This window comes from Maribacter antarcticus DSM 21422, from assembly GCF_000621125.1.
Lineage (GTDB): Bacteria > Bacteroidota > Bacteroidia > Flavobacteriales > Flavobacteriaceae > Maribacter > Maribacter antarcticus.
In genome coordinates, this window is sequence record NZ_JHZC01000006.1 from 147,064 (window position 1) to 172,846 (window position 25,783).

General features: G+C 33.1%; 18 protein-coding genes and 3 pseudogenes. 7 read left to right on the plus strand and 14 right to left on the minus strand.

What is annotated here, in order from left to right; genetic code table 11:
- Window positions 1-44 precede the first annotated feature (44 nt).
- The 3 genes from Q360_RS22400 (at window position 45) to Q360_RS0105790 (ending at window position 4,858) form a co-directional block, all read left to right on the plus strand.
- Window positions 45-1,277: a response regulator gene (locus Q360_RS22400; protein WP_051554612.1), complete on the plus strand. Its 1,233-nt coding sequence runs from the start codon at window positions 45-47 to the stop codon at window positions 1,275-1,277.
- 199 nt (window positions 1,278-1,476) lie between these two features.
- Window positions 1,477-3,750 carry a PAS domain-containing sensor histidine kinase gene (locus tag Q360_RS22405; protein WP_084273368.1) on the plus strand — a complete coding sequence of 758 codons (2,274 nt, stop codon included), beginning with the start codon at window positions 1,477-1,479 and terminating at the stop codon, window positions 3,748-3,750.
- Entirely contained in the window at window positions 3,743-4,858 is a 1,116-nt protein-coding gene (locus tag Q360_RS0105790) for a sensor histidine kinase (RefSeq protein ID WP_027076253.1), read from the plus strand. Before Q360_RS22405 ends, Q360_RS0105790 begins: the two co-directional genes overlap by 8 nt.
- A gap of 1,106 nt (window positions 4,859-5,964) precedes the next feature.
- Here Q360_RS0105790 and Q360_RS0105800 read toward each other — a convergent pair.
- Both Q360_RS0105800 and Q360_RS0105805 read right to left on the minus strand, forming a co-directional pair.
- On the minus strand, window positions 5,965-6,153 hold the full coding sequence (locus Q360_RS0105800; RefSeq protein ID WP_027076254.1) for a hypothetical protein: 189 nt from the start codon (window positions 6,151-6,153) through the stop codon (window positions 5,965-5,967).
- Window positions 6,154-6,613: 460 nt separating this feature from the next.
- Window positions 6,614-7,564: a nitrilase family protein gene (locus Q360_RS0105805; RefSeq protein WP_027076255.1), complete on the minus strand. Its 951-nt coding sequence runs from the start codon at window positions 7,562-7,564 to the stop codon at window positions 6,614-6,616.
- Between the two features lie 432 nt (window positions 7,565-7,996).
- Between Q360_RS0105805 and Q360_RS27570 the strand changes: the two are divergent.
- Window positions 7,997-8,948, plus strand: a pseudogene (locus Q360_RS27570) (IS110 family transposase).
- Window positions 8,949-9,165: 217 nt separating this feature from the next.
- Here the strand turns inward: Q360_RS27570 and Q360_RS0105815 are convergent.
- Window positions 9,166-9,492 (minus strand): hypothetical protein, encoded by a 327-nt coding sequence (locus tag Q360_RS0105815; RefSeq protein ID WP_027076256.1) that lies wholly within the window; start codon window positions 9,490-9,492, stop codon window positions 9,166-9,168.
- A 402-nt stretch (window positions 9,493-9,894) separates the two neighbouring features.
- On the minus strand, window positions 9,895-10,335 hold the full coding sequence (locus Q360_RS22420) for a DUF983 domain-containing protein (RefSeq protein ID WP_316931500.1): 441 nt from the start codon (window positions 10,333-10,335) through the stop codon (window positions 9,895-9,897).
- 200 nt (window positions 10,336-10,535) lie between these two features.
- Here Q360_RS22420 and Q360_RS0105825 point away from each other — a divergent pair, with 200 nt between their 5' ends.
- Window positions 10,536-11,420: an AraC family transcriptional regulator gene (locus tag Q360_RS0105825; protein ID WP_027076257.1), complete on the plus strand. Its 885-nt coding sequence runs from the start codon at window positions 10,536-10,538 to the stop codon at window positions 11,418-11,420.
- Window positions 11,421-11,639: 219 nt separating this feature from the next.
- Here Q360_RS0105825 and Q360_RS22425 read toward each other — a convergent pair.
- The 5 genes and pseudogenes from Q360_RS22425 to Q360_RS0105850 all read right to left on the minus strand — a co-directional run bounded on the left by Q360_RS22425 (window position 11,640) and on the right by Q360_RS0105850 (window position 17,501).
- A pseudogene (locus Q360_RS22425) lies at window positions 11,640-13,310 on the minus strand (FAD-dependent oxidoreductase).
- A gap of 936 nt (window positions 13,311-14,246) precedes the next feature.
- Window positions 14,247-15,302 carry an NAD(P)-dependent alcohol dehydrogenase gene (locus Q360_RS0105835; protein ID WP_027076258.1) on the minus strand — a complete coding sequence of 352 codons (1,056 nt, stop codon included), beginning with the start codon at window positions 15,300-15,302 and terminating at the stop codon, window positions 14,247-14,249.
- A 2-nt stretch (window positions 15,303-15,304) separates the two neighbouring features.
- Window positions 15,305-15,730 carry an OsmC family protein gene (locus Q360_RS0105840; RefSeq protein ID WP_027076259.1) on the minus strand — a complete coding sequence of 142 codons (426 nt, stop codon included), beginning with the start codon at window positions 15,728-15,730 and terminating at the stop codon, window positions 15,305-15,307.
- 17 nt (window positions 15,731-15,747) lie between these two features.
- Window positions 15,748-16,851, minus strand: a complete 1,104-nt coding sequence (locus Q360_RS0105845; protein WP_027076260.1) for an alkene reductase — start codon at window positions 16,849-16,851, stop codon at window positions 15,748-15,750.
- 83 nt (window positions 16,852-16,934) lie between these two features.
- On the minus strand, window positions 16,935-17,501 hold the full coding sequence (locus Q360_RS0105850; protein WP_027076261.1) for a Crp/Fnr family transcriptional regulator: 567 nt from the start codon (window positions 17,499-17,501) through the stop codon (window positions 16,935-16,937).
- A 493-nt stretch (window positions 17,502-17,994) separates the two neighbouring features.
- On the opposite strand from Q360_RS0105850, the pseudogene Q360_RS27575 reads away from it, so the two are divergent.
- Window positions 17,995-18,556: pseudogene (locus tag Q360_RS27575) on the plus strand (IS110 family transposase); the annotation flags it as partial.
- Window positions 18,557-19,128: 572 nt separating this feature from the next.
- The gene (locus Q360_RS0105875) at window positions 19,129-19,356 is read left to right on the plus strand and encodes a hypothetical protein (RefSeq protein WP_027076266.1); all 228 of its coding nucleotides are present in this window, start codon (window positions 19,129-19,131) and stop codon (window positions 19,354-19,356) included.
- Between the two features lie 1,992 nt (window positions 19,357-21,348).
- Here Q360_RS0105875 and Q360_RS0105890 read toward each other — a convergent pair.
- The 5 genes from Q360_RS0105890 to Q360_RS0105910 form a co-directional block, all read right to left on the minus strand.
- Entirely contained in the window at window positions 21,349-21,810 is a 462-nt protein-coding gene (locus Q360_RS0105890; protein WP_027076268.1) for a DoxX family protein, read from the minus strand.
- Between the two features lie 4 nt (window positions 21,811-21,814).
- A complete protein-coding gene (locus Q360_RS22440; RefSeq protein WP_051554584.1) occupies window positions 21,815-22,477 on the minus strand; it encodes a dioxygenase family protein in 663 nt (220 codons plus the stop codon).
- A gap of 95 nt (window positions 22,478-22,572) precedes the next feature.
- Window positions 22,573-23,385, minus strand: a complete 813-nt coding sequence (locus tag Q360_RS24470; RefSeq protein WP_156950019.1) for a LytR/AlgR family response regulator transcription factor — start codon at window positions 23,383-23,385, stop codon at window positions 22,573-22,575.
- Window positions 23,386-23,722: 337 nt separating this feature from the next.
- Window positions 23,723-24,196 carry a hypothetical protein gene (locus Q360_RS0105905; protein WP_027076270.1) on the minus strand — a complete coding sequence of 158 codons (474 nt, stop codon included), beginning with the start codon at window positions 24,194-24,196 and terminating at the stop codon, window positions 23,723-23,725.
- 102 nt (window positions 24,197-24,298) lie between these two features.
- Entirely contained in the window at window positions 24,299-25,597 is a 1,299-nt protein-coding gene (locus Q360_RS0105910; RefSeq protein WP_027076271.1) for a DUF5686 family protein, read from the minus strand.
- Between the last annotated feature and the right edge of the window lie 186 nt (window positions 25,598-25,783).

Below are 25,783 nucleotides of genomic sequence, written 5' to 3' on the forward strand. Positions count from 1 at the left end.
CTTCTAAAGTAAAACTATCTTTTTTAAATGAAAAGACGTTAAACATGAAAATCTTAGCTATCGATGACCAAAAATTAGTTCTAATTCCTTTAGAAAATAGATTAAAAGAATTAGGCTACGAAATTCTTACAGAAACAAACTCACTTAGAGGAATCGAATTATATGAATCGTATCATCCAGATTTAGTGATTATAGATATAAATATGCCTTTAGTTTCTGGAATTGAAGTCGTAAAACATATAAGAAATATTAAAAAATCAGATACAGCAATTATGATTCTATCCGGTAATACGGGTGATGATATGATTACAGAAGGTTTTAATTTAGGTATTAATGATTATCTCAAAAAGCCATTAAGCTTGGTAGAGGTTTGTGCTAGAGTAAAAAGATTAATTGGAGTTCCAGAAACCCCCAATAAAGTAATTTTACCTAAGGATATAATAATTCAACAAAGATGTGTTGGAGTCGTAATACCTTGTTATAATGAAGAGAAAAGATTGCTAAGTAAAAAGTTTACAGATTTTATAGTTAAAAATTCTGGCTATCATTTGTGTTTTGTAAATGATGGCAGTAAAGACAAAACGTTGAGGGTCCTAAAGGATTTAACAAAAGGCAGAAAAGATTTTATTACGGTCTATAATTGCGAAAAAAATGGAGGTAAAGCAGAAGCCGTAAGGCAAGGAATGTTATATATGGCTAAGCAAAAGGGGTTGGATTATATAGGGTTTTTAGATGCTGATTTGTCTACAGACTTAACAGATTTTGATAATTTAGTTTCCACTATAGAGAAATTTAATTATAAAATAGTTAGTGGTTCGAGAATTAATAGAATGGGTGCGAATATCAGTAAAGATGCTGCTAGAAATATAATTAGCTTAACATTTAATTTTTTTATTAGAAAGATTTTAAAGATGAGTTTTAAAGACACTCAATGTGGTGCTAAAGTTTTTAGTAAAGATGTTATTGAAATATCATTTGGTAAAAAATTTATAACGCGATGGGTTTTCGATGTGGAAATTTTTAGAAGAATTACACTTCACTTTGGCTTAAGAAAAGCAAAACAAATACTTTGTGAGCAGCCTTTGAAAAGATGGATTCACGCTAATGGTTCTAAATTATCAATTAAAGATTCTATTAAAATCATGGGAAATTTGGGGAAAATTGCTTGGTTCTATAGAAGACAAAGAAGTAAACCTCCTGTAAAACTAAATTCTCTAAAAACCGGTAATAGTAATATTTTAAAATCGGCGATAAATATTCGTTATTTTTTCTATTAGACAGAATATTAGGATGCTGATATATATATCTTATTTATAATATTTTAGTTTTTGCCCAATTCATTAATCATTTATCTAAGTTTTATATGTCGTGTTTTAAATCTTTTTTAATTGTCTGCATCCTTGTAGTGATAATGTGAAATTGAGAAAATTTCATTGTCTTATAGTCATAGAAAAATTAATTAAATATGTACCTATTATGTTTGTTGTCAACACCAAAAATCAGCAAAAAGAATCCCTTTTAAAGCGGGTAGAAGAATTAGTCCTAGCCAACAAAAAACTTGCATATCAAAATACAGAGAAAGATAAGCGTACAAATGAATTGGCTGCTGTTAAAGTAGAGCTAGAACAACAAAATAGTTGTTTAAATAAAGCAGCTATTGTTTCTGAAACTGATGCTAATTTTAATATTACGTTTGTTAACGACAACTTTTGTGAACTATACGGATACCATAGAGAAGAATTAATAGGCCAAAATCACCGTATATTAAATAGCCAAAAACAACCTGACGTCTTTTTTTCTGATATGATATCAACTATTAGTTCTGGAAAAGTATTTAAAGGTGAAGTATTGAATAAGCAAAAAGGTGGACAACTCTATTGGATGGATATAACCATTATGCCTTTTAAAGATTTAAATGAAAAAATATTCAAATATGTCGCTATTATGTTTGATGTCAACACTCAAACTACACAAAAAGAAGTTCTTTTAAAACAAGCAGACCAATTAGTCTTGGCCAACACCGAACTTGCCTTTCAAAATGAAGAAAAAGAAAAGCGAGCAGACGAATTAGATATTGCCAATAAAGAGCTTGCTTTTCAGAATGAAGAAAAACAAAAGCGTGCAGAAGAGTTAATACTTGCCAATACCGAACTTGCCTTCCAGAACAATGAAAAAGAAAAACGTGCAGAGGAATTAGATATCGCTAATACCGAACTTGCGTTTCAAAATAAAGAGAAAGAAAAACGAGCAGAGGAGTTAGTACTTGCTAATACCGAACTTGCCTTTCAAAACGAAGAAAAAGAAAAGCGCGCAGATGAATTAGATATCGCTAATACCGAACTTGCTTTTCAAAATAAAGAGAAAGAAAAGCGTGCAGATGAATTAGATATTGCCAATACCGAACTTGCGTTTCAAAATAAAGAGAAAGAAAAACGTGCAGATGAATTAGCCATCGCTAATACCGAACTTGCTTTTCAGAACAAAGAGAAAGATAACAGGGCAGATGAGTTAATTTTAGCCAACAAAGAGAAACAAAAACGTGCAAATGAATTAATCCTTGCTAACAAAGAACTTGCCTTTCAAACTGAACTTGATGTTTACCGTTCTGAAATGGAACGTGTAGCGCATGATTTGACATTATTAATTGATACAGCGAATGCGCCTATTTTTGGTATCGATAGTAAAGGACTTGTTAATGAGTGGAACCAGACTTCTGAAAAAATTACTGGATTTACAAAAGACGAAGTATTAGGGAAAGATTTGGTGCAAAACTACATCACCGAAGATTATAGGGAGTCGGTTAAAAAAGTATTGGACGATGCGTTGCTTGGTCAAGAAACTGCCAACTATGAATTCCCGCTATTTGCTAAAGATGGACAGCGTGTAATGGTATTATTAAACTCAAGTACACGTCGTGATGCTAAAGGAAAAATTACGGGTGTATTAGGAGTAGGACAAGATATCACTGAGTTGGATGGTTATCGTAACGAGTTAGAATTAAAGGTAAATGAAAGAACCTTAAAATTAAACCAAGCCTTAGAAAAGCAAAAAGAATTAAACGAATTAAAATCGAGATTCGTTTCAACGGCTTCACATGAATTTAGAACTCCGTTATCATCAATTAATTTTGCTGCAGGCTCTATTAAAAAATACTGGGCTAAAATGGAGCCAATTTTAGTACAAAAAAAACTAGACAAAATAGAAGATCAGGTTTTGCATATGACAAAACTACTAGACGATATTTTAATTGTTGGTAAGGCTGAAGCAGGTAAAATTATACAACATCCCATAGATATAAATCTTGGAGACTTTATGTCTGAAATAATTGACGAAGTTTCTAGCGCCTGTGAAAAATCACACGATATAGAGCTAATTGATGTGGAAGGTCTAAAAACTACTGATATTTTTATTGATGAAAAATCAGGTAGAAACATTTTTATCAACTTAATAGGTAACGCTGTAAAGTATTCTCCAACCACTAAAAATATTACTGTTGTATTGTCCTCCGAAAAGGAGCACACCGTTATTACGATAACAGATTATGGAATAGGAATTTCCAAAGCAGAGCTTAAAACTATTTTTAAGCCTTTTTCTAGAGGAAAGAATGTGGATTTAATCCAGGGATCTGGTCTTGGTTTAACAATTGTAAAAGAAGCAATAGATGCAATAGGAGGAAAGATAATTGTGAATAGTACCCTCGGAAATGGAACATCCTTTATTATAAAGATTTTAAAACAACAACATGTATAAAGTATTAATTGTAGAAGACACCTTAGCGATTAGAGAGGAGATTTATGATATTCTTTTCTTGGAGGGTTATGAGGTTTTTCAGGCTGAAAACGGATTAATCGGTTTTAAATTAGCTCTAAAAGAGCAGCCAGATCTTATTGTTTCAGATATACTTATGCCAGAGCTTAACGGTTTTGAAATGTTTGAAAAACTACAAACAAATAATAAAACGGTGAGTATTCCATTAATATTTCTTTCAGCAAAAGCAGAAAAGGAAGATATTAGAATTGGAATGAATCTAGGGGCTGAAGATTATTTAACCAAACCTACAAATGTAGACGATCTGTTGAATGCTGTTAAAAATAAAATCAAGAAAAAATTAATAATAGATCAAAACATTATTGCTAAAACTGGTGCATTATCTGAGATTCTTCAAAACCAGAGAATTGAACTAGATAATTATTCTCATTTAATTTCACATGAATTAAAATCTTCTTTAAGAAATATTTCAGATCTATTAACTTGGTCTCAAGAGGATTGGGATGAAACTAATAATTTTCAAGATTCTACTATTAACTTTCAACTGATGGAGGACAGAATAGAAAAGATGGATTTATTATTAGCAAAACTAGAACAATATAACAATATCATGTCGGCGACTTTTAAAAATAAATTAGTAAATAGTAATACTATGGTAACGCAGATTATAAATGAAACCCACAAACCATCTGCTGTAACAATCAAAATAAAAAATGAATTGCCTACTTTATTTGTTGATGGAAATATGGTGGAAAAGGTATTTAAAATCCTAATAGGAAATGCTCTAAACCATATTGACAAAAAAACTGGTCTTATCGAAATAGCCTGTGAAATAACCCAGAAAGATTATATTTTTTCAATCGCAGATAATGGGATTGGAATACACGAAAAATACCACAAAAAAATATTCAACATGTTTGAAGCAATAGAATCAACTAAATCTGCAGGAATTGGATTAAGCATGGTTAAAAAAATTATTTTTCATTATAATGGAAAAGTATACGTAAAAAGTATTCCTAATGTAGAAACAATATTTTATTTCAACCTGCCTATTTCAGCAGTATCCCTTAAAAAAAATAGAACTAATTGAATCCATGTGCTTAGTATAATCGTGTTTCAAATTAAATCAGAAAAGAGCTATTTTTCTTATAAGTTCTTTCTGTAAGTTGGTTTTTTATTTGGAGCACAAACAGTGCTTCAGTTATTACCAAATAAATTTTCCATTTTTAAGATTTGAATTCTCATAAATTGATATTTTAAGTATCCTTAACTTTCTATCGTTGAATAATTATTTCAGTTCAATTTCTAATGAACATTTTTTATTCAGTTCTTATATAAAGTCGCTATTGAAATTGAAGCTATTATTTTCTTTAAATTCAAAAACAGATTTCATAAACGGATATTTAGACTGTCTATTTTTTTGTGTTGTTTCGCAGTCATTTCCGTAAAGTTTTCAATGATTTTTTCTACTTTTTAAATGCTAATAAATTATTTTTCTTTAATGTTTGCCTGTAAGTAATTGAACTTAAAAATATTAAAGTAGGTTTTAAGGGTTTCTTGAAAAGTTTGCCTTCAAATGTTGTTGTGGTGATGGAAGCTACGAGGCAGTACCATTAACGTCATGACCAGTTTTGTATAAACATGGGGTAGTGGTATCTGTTGTAAATCTCTTACGAGTAAAGTGTTTTATAGAGATGAAATTGGCCAAGGTAAAAATGGATAAGAGCGATACTAAGGCTATTTGTAAATATACCCAAATTAACAGAGCACCAGTTTATAAAGCTCTTACAGATGTCCATAATGAGTGTTTAGGGCAATTTCAGTTACTTGATAGTTAATTAAAGAAACGCACGGCTATAAAGAAAAAGATGTATGGCGAAGAGACTTTAGAGTCGCCTTGAAAGTTTGTTTATGGTTCTTTAAGACGAAATTCTGAGTATTCAGACCAAGAGATTAGAGGTGATGAAAAGAAGCTCCTATCTTTAGTAAAACAAGACCAACAAGTTCAGTTGACTTTACTTACCAACATCTCTGGTATTAGAATTAGAATAGCTTTTTTTAATTACCGGTTTTAAATTGTCACATATCATAGTTTTTCAATACTTTTTTATTTTAAGAACTAAAAGGCAATTTAGGGAGTCTAAATAGCCTTTTAGTTCTTTATTAATTACTTCTTTTTAAGTTCTAAATAGGTTGTTATTCGTTCTTTCGGTCATCGCCTGGTCTTGGAGACTTGAACACGTCCATTCCTTCTTTTCTATGTTCCACCACTTGTTCACTAATAAATTTACGGAACTCCCTGTTGCTTTGACCGTCCTTTTTCGAGAATTCAGCTACTGTTTTGGTTATTCCTCTTGACTTGGTATTCAAAAATGTTGTACTCATATACTTGTTTTAAACGTTCGCTGACAGTCTAAAGGTTTAATAATGAAACCTTATTAATACTGTCTTAAAATCAAGAGATTCACTTAACAATTGGGAGACACTTTTAAGGTTTTTACTACAAACCCCACTTCTTTAAAAGTAGTAATGGGTAGCAAATGAGATACGTAGGATATTAATGGTGCTGTCATAGATACCGCTAAGACGTACATCTTTTTTTTATTAAGTAGTGGGTTTAGTTTAAGATTGTCTTTGCATCTTATTCTTAGGGTAATCATAAAAGCATGATAGAAATTGTTCTCCAGTATTAAATTTAAGTCACTACCTAAACCTAAAGAAATGAATATGTATAACAGTACTATATTCGGCTTGAATTTTTAGCGTGCATAGTTTGCTGTACAGACCTTTCGATTTAGCCTTAAAGTCCGCATTAGGTTTAGGTTTTGTGGTGTACAGGCATTTCTCAATTTTTCTCCGTTTTCTCGTTCATCCATACGGGTGTTGTGTCCGATTCGTGATTTTGGCCAATTATGTACTTATAAAGTTCTGGTCTTCGAGCATTTTTGTACCTCCAACCTCCCGATAGTTTGATTTTTTCTTTTGTGATTTTTGAAATCGAAATGTCGTTTTCAAAGGATTTTATTTCGGACAATACTTCTCCATATGGATCAATTACCATTGAATTACCGTTTTTTAAATGTTCGCCGTCATAACCTATTGGATTTGTAAACGCATAATAAACTCCATTGTCGTAAGCTCTTGCAGGTAGCCAACGCATTAACCAACGCCTACCTTTTGGTCCGTCAAACTCCAATCGTAATGAAACAGGGTCGTTTTTACGATTCTGCCAATATTTGTCGGCTACATAGTCACGATGCGGCATTGCGGATGGCGTACAGCCCGTAACGTGGGGTGCGAAAATTATTTCTGCTCCCAAGAGACTTGTTGCTCTAACATTTTCTATTACGTTATTGTCATAGCAAATTAAAATTCCACATTTCCAACCGAGTAAATCGAATACGCAATATTCGTCTCCAGCAGACATATATTTGCTGATAAAAGGATGTATTTTTCGATATTTTGCGACTAGTCCATCTCCCGTAACGCAGATATAAGTATTGTATATTTTCCCATCCGATTTTTCAACCAAACCTGCCAAAATCGGAATATTCAATTCTTTGGAAATCGCAATTAATTTCTGAGTACTTTTTCCGTTTGGAACTTCCTCCGCTAAGTCCGTTACCTGTTCTAAACTTAAATCTTTGGTATAGGTGTAAGCTGTTATTGACATTTCGTGAAAACTGATTAAGTCTGCTCCGTTGGATTTTGCTTTTTCCGTAAGTGCTTCCATTACCGATAAGTTGTATGTTTTATCTCCATCTTTCGGTTGAAATTGAGCTACTGAAATGTTCATATATTGAGGTTGTTTAATTCTTTTTTGAGCTTGTGCGTAACAGTTTGTGTATGAAACGTAGCGTTTAAAAAGACGCTAATATTTCAGATAGACACAGAGCCGAATTTTTATATTTTGTTTTTAACATATCAATCTTAAAAGTCAAATTTAAAAATTTGACCGTCTTTGTAAATAAACACAAACCTCTCAAAAGGGCTTTATTAGCTATGCGTTACACACGTCTTAAGTTTGATTCCCTAACTTATAGGATATAAATTAGAAAGAACAAAAGAGAGAATTATGGTTAGTATATACGGTGAAGCGCTAGACTTCGACAACATTGATAATTGGCTCTCTTTTACGAATTAATCCACGTTAAGTTATGTCTGACCTAGATCTCGTTTTCAAGTTTTTGTGTGCCTAAGTAGCTGGTTCTTTCATTCATCAGTACTTATGAATAAATATAAAGAAACTTTTGGAGTTGACATTAGTAAAAATGTCTTTGATGTTTATGCAAGTGAAAGTGGTCACTTACAATTCAAGAAGCTATTGAAACAATTACCGGTTAATAGTCTTATGGTAACGGAAGCTACGGGGTATTATCATTATCGGTTTGCATAGTTTCTTCACAAAATCGGAGTAATCGTATCTGTTGTAAACCCACTATCCATAAAGCGTTTTATCCAGATGAAATTGGCCAAGGTAAAAACCGATAAGAGCTATGCCAAGGCTATTTGTGAATATTCCATACAAAAGCAGGTGCCATTTTATACTGCGCTTACGGAGGTTCAGAGCGAATGCTTACAGCTCTTTAGATTGTTGGGTAGTTACTTAAAAAAACGAACGGCTACCAAGAACAAGATGCATGGTGAAGAGGATTTAGGGTTACCGTCAAAGTTTGTCTACCGTTTTTTAAGACGTTACTGTAAGCATCATCTGGACAAAGAGATAAAAGGTATTGAAGAGAAGCTCCTTTCTTTGGTAAAACAGAACCAACAACTTCAGTTGACCTTACTTACCACCATCCCTGGTATCAGAATCAGGACGGCTTTTTTTTTGTTTGTCTGTACAGATGGTTTTAAGAAGTGTGAAAAGGGATTACAGCTGTGCAGTTAGTAGGTATTACACAAACAACAAGAGAGTCTGGCAGCAGTGTCAGAGGTAGGGCAAGGATGAAGTAAGGTTGGGAACAGAAAACTCCGTAATCTATTGTTTTTAGGATTGTTTCGTTTGTAAGCACAACAAGGCACGACGGTAACTTTATGAGCGAATCGTGAACAAGGGCAAGAGCAAGAAACTTGCTTTGATAGTAGTATCGAAAAAGGTACTCAAACAAAGTTTTGCTATAGCCAAACCTGGCAGACCATATGATGAAACTTACGTTTCTGTATTGCGAGTAAAGTAGTTGAAAATCATAAATGAAAAAGCTCAAAGAATCATTGAAGTGAATCTATGTGCTTAAAACACTAGTGTTCTGAATTAATGAAGAAAAGAGTTGTTTTTTACCTCCTTCTTAATTGTGTGCAGTTGATTAATTTGCTTTTTAAAAATACGAATTTCGAATTCGACCAGTAGATGCTTTACAACTTGTTACCATATTATTTATCTTTAATAAATTTGACTTATCCAAAAAACCTAGCTTCACCGTTAAAAATATCGTCCTTTATTGGATACAAATTGAAGTCACTTAATCTGCTGTGTTTCGCATCGAGGGTATCATCAATAATAGTAAAATAATATGTTGTTGATAACTCTTCGGTATGGTATTCTCCAGAAAAATCTGATAGATTCACAGAAGTCTTGTCCGAGGCTTCTCCCAGTATCACTTCCATTATTTGACCTTCTTGGTGAAGTTTGATACGTTCAATATTTTTTCCGTCATTCGTTATAAACTTAATTTTTGCTTCATCTCCTTCGACCTTATATTCTGCTGTTGATATTGGTGTCAATGAAACCTCTGATTGGCTTGTTACTAGCGCAGCTAATTAACTGTCATTTGCACTAACTGTAATAATAAACCCTAGTTGTAATTTAAAATCACCAACATAGGTCACAGCTATATTTTGATCAAAAGCAATGATTTCTGATGTGCTTTCTTCTTTAACTTCTTCTTATTTATCTTCAGTTTTGAATTTATCTTTTAGATAGACATCTACTACTTTGTGTGCTATTCTACGGGAGTTAAATTCGGCCAAATTACTAAGTATAATTACCGCGAAATTTTGGTAAGGGAAACGCGTTAAATAAGAACGATACCCAGTGTCTGCTCCTCCATGTTGAATTTCGTTCTGACAAAATTCAAAGATTCTTTTCTGATTACCAAAAAAATATTTGATACAAAAAGGCTGTTATTACTTAATACTAGCGTTTTTCGGTGAAACAAACTTTGGAACACTTCTGTTTTTTATAGACCTAGTTTTATCGTACGTCATAAATAAATTAATCCAAATATTTCTTGATAACCTAAGAATTATGGGTAATGTGGCAAACATTACCAGAACGATAATTAAATATGTTTGTATTAGGTTTAAATTGAAAACGAGGTATGAAAGAATAAAAGCAATTCCTGCAAAAATTAATCCAACAGGATAACTCACATACATCGCTCCGTAAAAGAAAGAGGGTTCTATTTTATACTTTGTGCTACAGTGACTGCAACGTTCCTCCATAGTTAGTGTACTTGTTACATCATATGGATTACGTTTGGTATACATTCTTTCATTTTGACACACTGGACAATTACCAGTTAGAATACTGTAAATCTTAGTCCCTTTTAACAATTTCATCATCATTTTTTTTATTATTATTAATAGCCTGTATACCAGAAGATATATTAAATAAACCTCTTTGTCAAAAAGGTGTATTTTTTTTAGCTTACTTATTTTAAATAAGTAAAGACGTACAATTAACTGTTCAAATATAGAGCAGTTAAAGAGATTAGTATTCGTACAATTGTCTCCAGTATTTGTATATTTAGGACATTATTTTATTTATGAAGAATCTACCAGTATTAAATATTGAACAGTTTGAGGAAGAAAAATCCTTAATTAATTTTTATAGTAATGACTTAGGTATACATTTAAAAAAGAATAAGGCAATTGTTCATAAGTCTCATAGTCACAATTTCTTTTTGTGTGTTTTCTTTTCTGAAGGTAACGGAATACATGAAATTGATTTTAATACATATAAAGTAAAAACTGGAAGTGTATTTTTCTTGAGACCAGGACAAACACATAGCTGGAAGTTTGATTCTGCGCCTAAAGGATATATTTTTTTTCATACTCAAGATTTTTATAAGTTTTATTTTTTAAACAAAGAGTTATCACAATTCCCGTTCTACTATTCTTATAAGAATCCTCCAAATCTGCTTCTAATTTCTGAAGAGCGGACTGAAATAGAATTGCGTTTTAAAGAAATAAATAATGAATATCACAAAAAATTATCTTATCAAAATCAAAAATTGGTAAGTCTTATTAATTTAGTTTATATCGATTTATCAAGAATCTATAGCGCTATTGAACCCAGAAAAGAAGTATTATCTTCATCATACCTTCAAACATTTAATAATTTAGAAAAAACTATTGAGCAGTTTTATAAAACCGAAAAATCAGCAAATTTCTATGCGGATAAGTTAAGTATAACAACGAAGCATTTAAATAGAATTACTAAAGCTACTATAAATAAAACAACCACAGAATTTATTACTGAACGTTTATTATTAGAGGCAAAGAGACACATAGTCCATTCTAAAAATTCATTATCCACTACTGCAGAAATTTTAGGTTATGATGATTATGCGTATTTCTCTAGACTATTTAAATTGAAAGAAGGAATTACGCCTATGGATTTTAGGAAAAAGTATAATGCTAATATTTGATTTTTTGAAAGAGATTTAAGTCTTCTAGTTGCCGTTTCACTTTAGTTAATTGATTGAAAGGTCCGTATCCTTTCTAATTATTACGAAAGGTAAATGATATAAGTAGTGGCACGTTGCGTAACACTTTCCAATCAAACCGAGATGATGTTTGAGCGTGCTACAACCTTTGATATTTATTTTTTGGCTGCCATAACTTTTACAACATGTTGTGGTAAGGTGCTACTCCTTATTGTAGATTAAAATTTGTCCTTCTTTAATTAGTTTTAGTTTTATTTCATTGTAATCCAATTCATGTATATCTCTATTTTTTTCTATTGACATTGAAGCAATTATTCCTGAACTTTGGCCAATTATCATAAAAACAGGTTCCATGCGAATAGATCCGTATGCTATATGCGAACTTGAAACCGCAACAGGTACCAGTAAATTTCGACATTCTTCTTTTTTAGGTATGATGGAACCCATGGCAATCTGGTATGGCTGTTCCGGATGTATACCTATATCACCTTCATTTTGAACATAGCCTTCGGGGGTGATATATCGCTGAGTGTTGTGAGAATCCATGGTGTAAGAACCCATTCCAATCGGATTTGAAACCTTTTGTTTTCCCAGTAATTCGTTTTCGGTCATCACAAATTCACCAATTAATCTTCGACTCTCTCTTACGTAAATCTGAAAAGGCCAGTTTCCATTGTCGGTAAACTCATCCTTTGCAAGTCCCCATTTATTCATTTCTATTTGCAAATCAGTGGGTATACGTGAATCGGTTGCATAAAAATAAAGTAGACCTTTCTGGTAAGTCTCATGCTCTTTGGTAATCTCCAATCTTCGCTCATACGTGGCCTCTGGGTAATCATAGTTCATTCCAATGTTATCAAAACTGAATGGTCCGTGATTGTTGACATCTGTCTTATAATTAGGTATAGGATCAAATTTGTCAAAAGTTTCATTCCACCCATCTTCTAATATTCGTACTAATAATTCATATTGGGTTGAATCATAATTTTTTGGTCTTTTAAAAGGCACTCGATTAGCTTCTAATTTTGTTAAACACATTCTGTAACAATAGGATTGAACTTGATTATCGCCATCTCCTTTTTTTCCAGGATTACTGGTCGAAATTCTTGGTAAAACGCCACTGGAAGAATCACCAGGTATAGTGTAAGGGCTTATATTTCTTTTGCCGAAATGATGTCCGTGATGTAAAACACCTACCTGTATGCCATTCCATTCTTCATTATAAACACTGTTTGCCTCTCGTCCAACACGATAATTTACACCAGCTGCGGCCATAAGGTCGCCTTCGTAGGTAGCATCGATAAATATTTTGCCTTTATACGTTTTGCCGTTTAACATCGTAATAGAAGCTATTTTACCATTATTCATTTCTATACCATTTTCTCTATCTAGCCATCGGTCTTTATCTACCCGAATATTATTTTCTTTCACAAAGTCTTCAAATATTTGTTCAGCAACACTGGGCTCAAATATCCACATGGTTCTTTTATCTCCATCAATTGTAGGAGTTCCCTATCCTTTATTACCATATTCTTCTCTGGCCTGCCATTTCCAGGCATCCTCTTTTTGATAATTTTCAAATACTCGTTGATAGAACTCTCTTGTAATCCCTCCGATTACATCTTTATTGCCAGTATCTGTAAATCCAAGTCCACTAGATGTCATTCCTCCCAAGTGTTTGTCGGGGCAAACTATAATAACTGATTTGTTCGATTTAGCGATTTGAACAGCAGCCGTCACAGCAGCTGAGGTGCCTCCATATATAATGACATCTGCCTCTATTGATTTTGTGCTCTGTTGTGGCTTACATCCAAAAACAATTAGTAAAACAAATAAGCCAATTAATCGTAAAATATTATTTTTTATTCTCATTCTATTCACTGTTAACCACAACGTTTGGTATATGATTTGTTGCTTAGGTACTAAGATAACAATAAGGTACTTCGCTAAGGAAATTCGGCAAAATTTCAGAGGTAATGATTAAACACTCTCTAGCTATTCTTTGCACACATCTTAAGTTTGATTCCCTAACTTTTAGGATAAAAATATGAAAGAACAAAAGAGAGAACTAAGGTAAGTATATGAGGTCAAGATCTAGACTTCGACAACATTGATAATTGGCTCTCTTTTACTACTTAAACCACCTTCAGTTCTATGATACTTTAGCTTTTGTTTTTAAGTTGTTCTGAGACTAAGTAGCCAGTTCTATCATAAAATAGCCCTTACGAATAAACATAAAGAAACTTTCGGAGTTGACCTTAGTAAAGATGTCTTTGATTGTTATTTTAGTTTGAAGGGCCATTTACAATTAAGAAGCATGAACAGGGGTGTAAGGAATTCCTAAAAAGTCTATCATCAGCTGTACAGTATGAATGTTTATGGTTGTTTAGAATACTGGATAATTTTATAAAATACGGTTCGGCCATAAAGAATAAAATACACTAAGAAGCGGTTTTAGGTATAGTATCAAAATTCGCATATCGATGGTTAAGAAGAAACAGGAAGCATTATGATGTTAAGATAAAAGCGATTGAAGCAAAGATACTTTCGCCAGTAAAAGAGGACCAGTATCAAGCCCACCTTATTACTTAGCGTACAAGGGATAGGCAAGAAGACTGCTTTGTTCCTGATCATCGTAACGGACGGATTTTTAACTTAAAAACGGTATTACACCAACTGTAGGCTTCCTCATAACTAGGACAGTTAAAAATATTAATTTACTCACTTTAAACTCAAACTATCCTAAAAAAAGAACAGCACCTAAATTAAATTTAGATGCTGTTCTATAATTTCATAGAATAAAAAAATTTATTTAAGTGATTTTATGTCAATTACAAACCTGTATTTAACATCATTACTAGTAACACGCTCGTAAGCTGTATTTATATCTTGCATGTCGATAAGTTCAATATCACTCGTAATATTATGTTCTCCACAAAAATCTAACATCTCTTGTGTTTCTTTAATTCCGCCAATTAGAGAACCTGCAATACGCTTACGTCCCATAATGACACTTCCGCCATGAAAAGGTTTTAAAGGCTCTACTGCGCCAACTAAAACCATTGTTGCATCAATTTTAAGTAATCCTAAATAGGGATCCATTTCATGTCCTACAGGAATGGTATTTAAAATAAAATCAAAACTACCTTGGTGTTTTTTCATGTCGTCTTGATCTTTGGAGACTAAAACCTCATGAGCCCCTAATCGTTTCGCATCTTTTCCTTTTTCTGGAGATGTTGTAATCATGACTACATGTGCTCCTAATGCATTCGCAAATTTAACGCCCATATGTCCTAATCCTCCTAGACCAATGACCCCTACTTTATCTCCTTTTTTAACCTTCCAGTGACGCAATGGTGACCATGTGGTTACTCCTGCGCATAATAAAGGTGCTGTTGCAGCCTCGTCTAAATTTTCTGGGATACGTAGTACAAATTTTTCGTCAACGACGACAGATGTTGAATAGCCTCCATAAGTTTGTGAACCTTCGATATGTTTGTCTTTACTATTATAGGTAAATGTTGCGCCCTTTTCACAAAATTGCTCTAGATTTTGTTCGCATGAAGAACAGGTTTGGCAAGAATCAACCATACAACCCACCCCGACTAAATCGCCTATCTTATGTGAATTAACGTTGTCACCTACTTCGACAACACGACCAATAATCTCATGTCCAGGTACCACTGGATAGGTTGATCCCTTCCAATCGTCTCTTACCGTGTGTATATCACTATGACATACACCACAATAGGAAATATCAATTTTAATATCGTCTGCACCTGCAGCGCGTCTTTGTATGTCTAAAGGTTTTAGAACTTCTGTTGATGCTGTTGCACCATATGCTTTTACTGTTGCGGTTGTCATTATTATGCGTTTTTTAACGTTACTTTTAATTCAATTTCTGTGTGTAGTGCTTTCGATATTGGGCAAACCTCTTTCGCTTTATGTGCTATTTGCTGAAATTGTTCTGCATCAATAGTGGGTACATCACCTTCTAGATTTAAGTTAACTTTTGTAATGGCCCCATCTTCAAAGGTAACCGTGGCCTCTACATCTAAAGCTGTTGCTATAAAATTAGCTTCATTTAATAAGAAGCTTAATTGCATAGCAAAACAACCTGCATGTGCTGCTCCTATTAATTCTTCAGGATTGGTTCCTTTTTCTCCATCTTCAAACCTGGTTTGAAACGAATATTGTGTTTTATCAAGAACTTTACTTCCTGTAGTTAAGTGTCCTTGTCCCTCTTTTCCACTACCTTTCCATTCTGCCTTAGCTTTTCTTGTAAATTTCATAATGTGTGTTTTAAAAGTTAAATTATTTCTTTGGATGCTATTGGATAATCGATATACCCTTTTGCACCAGTTGTGTAGAACGTGTCGTCATCCCATTCTGCTAAATCCAAGTTGTTTTTAAAACGTTCTACTAAATCTGGATTAGAAATGTATGGCTTGCCGTAAGCTACTAAATCTGCATGACCTTCTTCGATTATTTTATTTCCTTTTTCTTGATCAAAAGCAGTGTTAATCATTAACGTTCCGTTGTACAAAGGGCGGAAATGTTTAGCAATTTTTGGAACTGCAAAAGAGAGCTCTGAAACATCTGTAAAAGGTTCAGATAGATGCACGTAAGCTAAATTATAATCGTTTAATTTTTTAATAATATACTCGAATGTTGGGATGGTATTTTTATCCATCGTCATACCAAACAAACCATCTAGTGAAGGATTAAAACGAGCACCAATTTTTTCCTGTGCAATCACTTCTTTTATGGCATCTAAAACTTCAAAAAAGAAACGCGTTTTATTTTCGATACTTCCACCGTAGTTATCCGTTCTTTTATTAGAAGTTCCATTAAAAAACTGATGAAATAGATAGCCATTAGAAGAATGTATTTCTACGCCATCAAAACCTGCTTGAACCGCATTTATAGCTGCATTTTGAAAATCCTTAACGGTCTCTTTGATTTCTTCAATAGTCATTTCTTTAGGCGTCACAGTTTCTTTAAATCCTTCGGGCGTATACGACTTTGAATTCGGGTTTATAGCCGAAGCGGATAAAGGTAATTCTCCATTATGAAAATCGGGGTGAGACATTCGCCCTACATGCCATAACTGAATAAAGATTTTACCCCCCTTGTCATGAACGCGTTGCGTTACTTTTTTCCAGCCCTCTATTTGCTCGTTTGAATAAATACCCGGAGTATGGATGTAACCAGAAGCCTTAGTAGACACTTGAGCCCCTTCTGTAATGATTAATCCTGCCGATGCACGTTGCTCGTAATATAAACCATGAAGTTCATCTGTTGGTGCTAAATGTTTATTATCGGCTCTGCTGCGGGTCATAGGCGCCATAACAACCCTGTTGTTTAGATTAATATTCTTAGTATATGGTGTTAATAAACGTTGTTTGCTCATGTTATAATTTATATGTAATATATTTCAATAAAATTACAGTCTTATAACTACAATAACATTGATCTATATCAATTAGGATATGTTTAACTTACTTTAATTCTACTTAAATTCTCTGGAGTGACTCCTAAATAGTTTGCAATATCATAATTTGTTACTCTGTGTTCTATATTAGGGTACGAGGAACAGAATTCGAGATAGCGCTCCCGTGTATTCTTTTCTTGTGCAGACAATATACGTTTGCCTTGAGCAATGAAGGCATTGGTTGTTAAAATCCTAAAGTACCGCTCAAATATGGGTGCCTCTTTATAAATATGTTGTAAACAATCATAATTAATAGATAGCAATTGAGAGTCCTCAATAGCTTCGATATGTAATTTAGAAGATTCTCTATTATTAAACGCATCAAAATCTCCAATCCACCAATTTTCTACAGCAAATTGGATAATATGTCTTTTTCCTTTATGATCCACGTAATAAGCTTTTAAACAGCCTTTTGTAACAAAATATTCATGTTGTACGTGTGTGCCTGGTTTTAGTAAAAAAACACCTTTACTCACCGTTATTTCATTTAAATCTGAAGTAAATAATTGGAGATCAATAGGGGTAGGACTGACGTAATTTTTTATATGTTTTATAACGGACGAATGCATTGTACAAAGATATAATCATAAGGTATCTTATAATTCTTGAAATCAAGAATAAATACAATACTTCCGTCAACTAATGTAATTCCTAATAAGATAGATAAATCAATTATTATATTTTGAAATATTTGTATTTGAAAAACCATTAGAATGGTGCCAAGAAAAAATATTATCAGATAGAAGAGTTTTCGTTGTTTTTGCGTCATTTTTTTCAACTGTTTGCTAACGGCCTTCGTAAATAAATTCAAAACTTTCAAAAGGCCGTTTTTAGCTATTCTTTACACATGTCTTAAGTTTGATTCCCTAACTTTTAGGATATAAATCAGAAAGAACAAAAGAGAGAATTATGACTAGTATATACGGTGAAGCTCTAGATTTCGACAACATTGATAATGGGCTCTCTTTTACCACGTAAACCACCTTAAGTTCTGTGAGACCAAGATTTCGTTTTCAAGTTGTTGTGTGCCTAAGTAGCTCGTTCTTTTATTCATCAGTACTTATGAATAAATATAAAGAAACTTTCGGAGTCGATATAAGTAAAGATGTTTTTGATTGTTTTCGTAGTAAAAGTAGCCATGTACAAATTAAGAATGATGAAACGGGATTCAAGAAGCTATTGAAACAATTACCTACCAATAGTCTTGTAGTTATGGAAGCTACGGGTTATTATCATTATCGGATTGCACAGTTTCTCTACAAAAACGAAGTTATAGTGTCTGTTGTAAACCCACTATCCGTAAAGCGTTTTTATACAGATGAACTTGGCCAAAGCGAAAACGTACAAGAGCGATGCCAAGGCCATTTGTGAATACGCTATATTAAACGAAGTCCCTATTTACTCAGCTTTTACGGAGGGCCAGAGCGAATGTTTACAGCTTTTCAGATTACTTGATAGTTATCTAAAGAAACGAACGGCAACCAAGAACAAGATGCATGGCGCAGCGGTGCTAGGATTGCCTTCAAAGTTTGTCTTCCGTTCTTTAAGACGTAACCGCAAGCATCTGGACAAAGAGATAAAAGGTATTGAAGAGAAGCTACTTTCTTTGGTAAAACAAAATCAACTTGGTCTTAAAATTATTTGCTTTTTCATAAATATTCTTCATTCGAACCAATTTTTTAGAAATGGGGTTTCTAAATGAAAAATAAACACACCATCTTTTGGTAAGGACACCCTTTGCAGTATATATTTTTGGAGCGGAGAAATTGTTTCTTGTTGACAAATCGTATTTTAAAACGCGTTCACTTTCGTGTTCAATCGTAACTGTTTATAGACATAAAACAATTGTTTTATGTAAACTAAACCGTTGTTTTGCTTGATTGTACTAATGTAGCGAGAAAGGAATCACTATCACCGGCCTCCAGGTCATGAACTTGAAAAAACAATCCGAAATGTATTATTTTTCTGCACTTTTTATTAAAGCCGTATACGGAAACGTAGGTGTTGATTCTACTTCTTACTAATGCTAAAACAGGAATTTTTGGATTAGAAAAGGAAAAAATTTCATTATTATTTTTAAAAGTTAAATTATGGATGAGATTGTTTATAATACTCCCAAAACAATCAATTAACAAAATTTGAAGTATATTTTTTGTTTTAATTATATTTACCGAAGTTAAAAATAACAATATAGTAATGGATATTTTACAAGAAGCATTAGAATTTGAAAAAGCTAAGATGAGTAATATGACTACTAGTGATAGGGTGACGGCCTCAAGAGAGGCCAAACGACTTATTTTAGCTATCAACGAAATTTATAAAAAGACAAAAGATGAAGCCTTAATGGATGCAATGAAACGATTAACTACCAAGAAAAAAAGAATTGATATTCGATTAAAAGGAAGACCTGATTCAGGAATATGATGAACTAATTATTTGTTGCCTAATTAATGGTGGGCTTAGGTATACTAGTTCAACTAATTGTAAATGTGGACTTCCCATAACTAGGACAGTTTATAATTCGAATTTACTAACTTTAAATTCAAACTGTCATCATGAAAAGCAGCAAGTTTAGCGAAAGCCAGATTATCAAGGCTCTAAAGGAAAATGAACAAGGAAGGTCGGTAGGTGGCGTATCGAGATAACCGGGTATCGACAAAAGCACATTCTATTACTGGCGCAAGAAGTACGGCGGTATGGAACAATAACAGTTAAAATTTCTGAAGGAACTTGAAGAAGAGAACCATAAGCTCAAACACATGTATGCCGATGTTAGTCTTGACAATAGGATGCTAAAGGACGTATTGTCAAAAAAGTTCTAAGGCCTTCCTATAAGAGAGTATAGGCGAAGTATCTCATCAAAGAATATTTGGTTCTCATCGTTCGTGCATGTGAGGTCGCAGGCTTAAGTAGGTCTATGTGGTATTACCAGAGCAAAAGAGACGACAGTGAGGTTATCGATAAGCTGACCGAACTGGCCAAAGCTTATCCCACTAGAGGTTTTGATGAGTATTATCACAAGATTCGTCGAGAAGGCTTAAAAAGAAACAGAAAGCGTGTATTGCGAATATATCGGGATATGAAGCTCAGTCTTAGGCGTAAACATAAGAAGCGTTTGATAAAGCGTATAAAACATTCTTTGGAAACCCCATCGGTCCTCAATAAATGCTGGAGTATGGATTTTATGAGCGATGCGCTTATTGATGGAAGAAAGTACGTGTGTTCAATGTCATAGATGATTGTAACCGGGAAGCCATTGCTATCGATATAGGCCTTTCGTACCCGGCCAGAGCGTAAGTGGAAACATTGGAAAACCTCAAAGTAGAAATAGGAACACCTAAATATGTCAGGTGCGACAACGGGCCTGCATTTATATCTAAGGTATTTATGGCGTGGTTTCAAAAGATAAATGTTAACTGGAGGGAGGACTATAATTTCAACCATCCGCATAAATCGCCAAAAGAATACATGTCAGGTTTGATAAAGAATTTAAATTCTTCATCAAACCTGACATAAACAATAATTATTTGTTCAATTTGTAGGTTTCCTAAATCGGGGAAGCCTACAGTTATGGGGAAGCCAACATGGCAACCCAAACAAAGCTTGGTTTGTATAACATTAGGTCATTGGTAGATACTTGTGACAGACCATCTAATGTAAAGTATTTAATTCTGGGTGCCGTATCCTGTCCTTACAAAGAAGTTGCAAACAATACAATTAAAAGAAAAATAAATACCATAATAAACACATTATGAATAGTTTTCATTAATCAGTGTTTTAAGATTCTTTTGCTTTTGATTCTTCCATAACGAACGTTGGGTCATTCCGGGAGGAAATTTTAAGTTTGGTACGCGTTGTTCTAAAAGTCAAAATGTTGTCATTAAAAGTAGACAATTACTTTTAATCGTAAAATTCCAAGAATTAATAAGGAATCATTTGATTTTAAAATACGTATTGGGTCTGTAAATTTGGACTCACCTTTTAAGATGTGTTGTGCATCATCATATAATGGCAAAATGTAATTACAGAAAGCTTCTATATAAAAAATATACCCACCTGTATTTACCTCTAAGAACGGTAGTTTTAATGAACAAGTCTAGAATGTTTGTTACTAAAGCGAGTCCAGTTTTATTTGCCGTTCTTCTTTGTAACTCTGATAATTCACCATTTCCGAAAATAAAATTGTTCATTAAAACGGTGCTCAAAAGTGAACTAATCATATTTTTTAGAAAGTCTAAATATAGCTGGGCTTGTATATACTAGTTTAATTAAGTGGTAATTCGGTTTAATTGAACTTTCGTATCGTTTTCGTCTAACAGTCAGTTACAGTAGAAATACATTTTATTTTTAGAATTTAACACAGACGTTTGTAATTACAAGTGGATTCTAAAGTAATCGAATCCCTTGGAATTACGGTTAAACATTTTTGGTAGAAGTTTGGGTTTTAGTATTTCTACTTAAAAGGAGATAGTCCAAGGAAAAGTAACCTCCTCCGTTTATTAATAAACTGACGTAGGTAATTAAATAAATAAAACTCTTTTCTTGATAAATAAAACCTTTCCCTCCATTAATTACCCAAGTAGCTACAATCATAGTAACAATCAACGGAATACAACTCCACCTTGTAAACAACCCAACTATTAAAAACAACGAACAAAAGAATTCGGCAAACACCACAAGACTTAAACTTGTGACAGAGCCTACTCCTAGGGGGTCAGCAAATTCTGAGCTAATATCAAAGAAATTTACAAGCCTTGGATACCCATGTAGGTAAATCATTGAAAATGTTGCTCCGATTCTTAATACAAGCAAGCTAAAACTGACACTTGTTTCTGAGGTAGTCCAAATCGATTTATTTATAAATGATATTGATTTCATTTCCTCAGCTTTTAAATTTTTCCAGTTTAATATTCCTTGTTCCTCTTAAAACACCGTTCTCATTTTTTGTTAAGGTTATAATATTGGAAAACCCTCCGTTTCTTTTGATGTTCTTTTTGTATTCATTCGTCACTCTAGGATCGTCAGAAAACCATAATCCGGTTAGCCAATATTCAGGATATTCAGGGGCTTCAATATTATAATGGATGTGTGCCGGTTCTCCGTCGTGACTGCGATAAGGAGCGGGGCGAATTGTCTCCAACTCATACCTGCCTTTGGCGTCGGTTTTCATCCATCCCCTCAAGTATCCGTGGTATGTGCCATTCCCTTTTTCATTTCCTCTTTTAGGATAGACCCCTTTATTATTGGTATGATGAACGTACACAATAACATCTTTTGCGGGAGTTTCACCATCTGGGAAATATACAGTTCCAGAAATAATAAGTTTGTCTCCCGGTTCACCTTTTGGAGAGATAATGGTCCTCCAAGAAACGTCTTCCGGAACTTCAAAAGTTCCGCACCAATTACAATCTTTTTGAGTAATATTTTCTGGGGTAATTTCTATTTCTAATTTCGCATCATGGTTTTTAGCCGATTGTGAACAAGCATTGAGGGCAATGAACAAAACAGCAGTCGATAACGCTACGGTATATTTCTTATTAATCATTTTACTAAATTTTAATGAACATCGAAAGTCCAAAAAATTTAATGTTTTGAAAAGATAATTACCCTCAAATAGACTGACTGGAGTGGTTTTAAAGCTTAGTGGTTTAACAATTCATTCCAGTTCTGACGATAATGCCTGCTAAACCTAACAGATTGTCCATTAGTTAGAATTCCATCGTAATCACCGTTTTTTCTTGATTTCAGTTCGGTTATGTGTTTTTTATTGACAATTGCCGAACGGTGAACCCTAAGAAAGATTAGAGTGTCCAATAATTTTTCAAGTTTTTTCAAACTCTCATCGTGTAGGAAATTTTGATTATTAGAATATATCGTTGTATAAGGTCTGTCGGTTTTAATAAATAGGATTGTAGCAATATCAATTTTTATTCTTCGAGTTCCTTTTTTAACTGTAATGGTTCTTTGAGTTGGTAAGTCTTTCTTCAATCGCCTTTTCCTTTTAAGGTATTCATAAACGAAAGGACTAAATAAATATGCAATAATTGTTAAATACAACTGGTTAGAAATAACATTTTTAAGTATTCTAGAAAATCGGTGCGGTTCTAAAAAAATAAGATTGCTTACTAATATAAAAATTGAAGTAAAAAAGAATATATGTAATAGGCTAAACATGAACCCTGTACTTAAAGCGTAAAGTATTTTGTTGGTCAATGATTTGGGTTGAGCTTTAGAATAAAAATAATTGGCAATTTGTATAAATGGAATGAATAAAAGCCAATAAATATTGTAAAGCATCGTCTCATACCAATAAAAGCCTGTTAATTGAACCTTGGAGAAAACATAGTCTTGGAGAATAGCCAAACTATATAGTACAACACAGAACACAACTAATATTCCTAAACTTGAATTTAAGCGTTCACTATTTGTTGCATAAAGTTTCTGTATTTTCATCTTTTTGAGTTGCTGCAAACTATTTTACATAATAAATTTACTCAAAAGATACTCATATACACCCTTTTTAGTTTGCTTATGCTTAATCAATAGTGCACATAAACACTCAAAAGGGTCTTTATGTGCACTATCTTAATTTTTAGGTACGAGTAAAAGCTCCATTAACCGGTAGTTAACAATACACAAAAGGTGTTTCTTACTTTTAGCAGTACATTCTAAATAAAGGTAGGATTAATTATACTAGTTAAAATATTCAAAAAATACGTTTAATTGAACTTCCGAGGTGTCCATACAAATGAAACTTATATTCTGAGCCATAAAAAGGGTCATGCAGTTTTTATTGGTTGTTAATAAGTGTAATTTTCGTATTTATTTCATCTATAAAATTGTGTAAATAGCTTGGTATATTCACTTTTCTTTGATCAATTCTCCAACTTCTTTCGCTACCATTTACCGAGTATTGTATGAATATTCCTCCACCATCAGCGCAATCAGGACATCCTAAAATAGTTTCACTTTCACTCATAAGTTGATTTGGAAAAGAATTTGACAAATCATTAACTTGTTTAAAGAGTCCATTTCCTAATTCTTCAAATTCTAAGTTTTCTCCGAAATAGTCATCATTGATATCTTCAAACAATTTTTCATCGGTTAACTTAAATGTCTCGACACAACGCTCTCCACCACATTCTCCGAAGAAGTGACCAAAAATTAAAAAATTCTCTTCGTTTATTACGATGCTATCATGGTCATTATTATCACATGAAAATAAAATTCCACCTACGGACAAGATAAAAATTAATCTTTTCATATCTTTTTTTTAAGGGTTTATGAATAGGTTTCTCTTTTTTAAATTGGTTTTATACTTTTATGTAACCAGTTTTATTTTAGATTTTAGAGGACTCTACTAAGTTCAAAATATAGTAGCTCCGACTCTCACTCCAAAGCTATCATGATTTCCTTCGCGCCAGCTATTGTAAAAGTCCATACGCCAGAACTTAAAAATTTTATCCATTCCTACACCTAGCTCAACATAATTTCCAGCTGAACCTGTATAAAGGTAATTAATGCCAGCGGTAGGTTGAAATTTAGACTTGCCATTTTCTTTTAATGGTCTAAACTGATGCTCGTAATGCCCCTGAAAATAAAAGTCAGCTGTACTGTAATTATAGTATTCTAATAACTGAAATTGGTTTGGACTATAATCCCCATAAACTGTTTGTTTTCCTTTAAAATGTTTAAAGTCTACAAAGGTTAAGTTATCCTTTGTGATAAAATCTCCTATTCCTATATGCCCTTTTCCATACCCTTTACCAATCTTAAAGCTATCTTCTACTTGAAATGTTATTTTTTGATACGCTATATCAGAACCAAGAAAATCATCTAAAGCATTGGTGTAGTCAACGGTAAGTGCCGGATATTTTCCATTAGATAGCAGTTGACCTCTTTGTTTTTCGTAACGATGCCCAATCTGCCAGCGTAGTTGAGCTTCAAACAGTACTGCTTTATTTTTCGCGAAAGCCGTATTGTCAAGCTCAATATTTTTAGGATTGTTAGGTGTAAAAGCCACATCTTCTTGATATTTAGGCAAATTGTTTAATGAATTTCTCTCGTTCCAACTCAATGTTGTAGTCAAAAGAAAATCTGCTATCGGAGAAAATGTATGCCCTAATGCAACATAAGAACGTTCATAGTTTTTTAGAAAATTTTCTTCAAAAGCAAAAGTATACAATGTGTTATTAAAGGCACTTAAGGTACTTTCCTCATAGATTTGCTCCACAGTTCTCCCACCCGAGAGATGTAATATAGCTTTCTTTTCAGGGTTGTAGAAATAGCTTGTTTTTAATTGTGCTTGGAATCGCTCGTTACCAAAACCATATCTCACGTTTGGTGTAATAGCGTAAAACCGCCCGTCTTCAAAATTTTGTATGAACTTCACCTGTGGATTAACTACAAAACCTTCAACGGTATTTAAAGAGAACAGCTCAAATACGTTAGGTATATACCAAACTTGTCTTTTTTCTAGATTCTGAAGCAATACACCTGAAAATAGAATTTGCGAAACTCCAATAGTGCTAATTATTTTTTCTTGCTTAGCATTTCGATTGTTGGCTTTAATTGCTTCCTTATTTTGTGCGAATACCATTTGTGCCAAAAGAATATGGACTATTGCTATATAAACACTGTTGTGATGAATTTCCTTTGCTTTCACAATAATTCGATTTAATATTGACACCACAAAAGAACTGAGAATTCAAGCCTTAAGAAAGTATATTATGACGAGCGCACATATAATCTTTTAAACTGCAATATGTCATTCACATGTTTATATTGCAACTCACAATAATCTATTCGTAAAAGAAATAGTTATTTTAAATATTTGTCGTTAAATTAAATA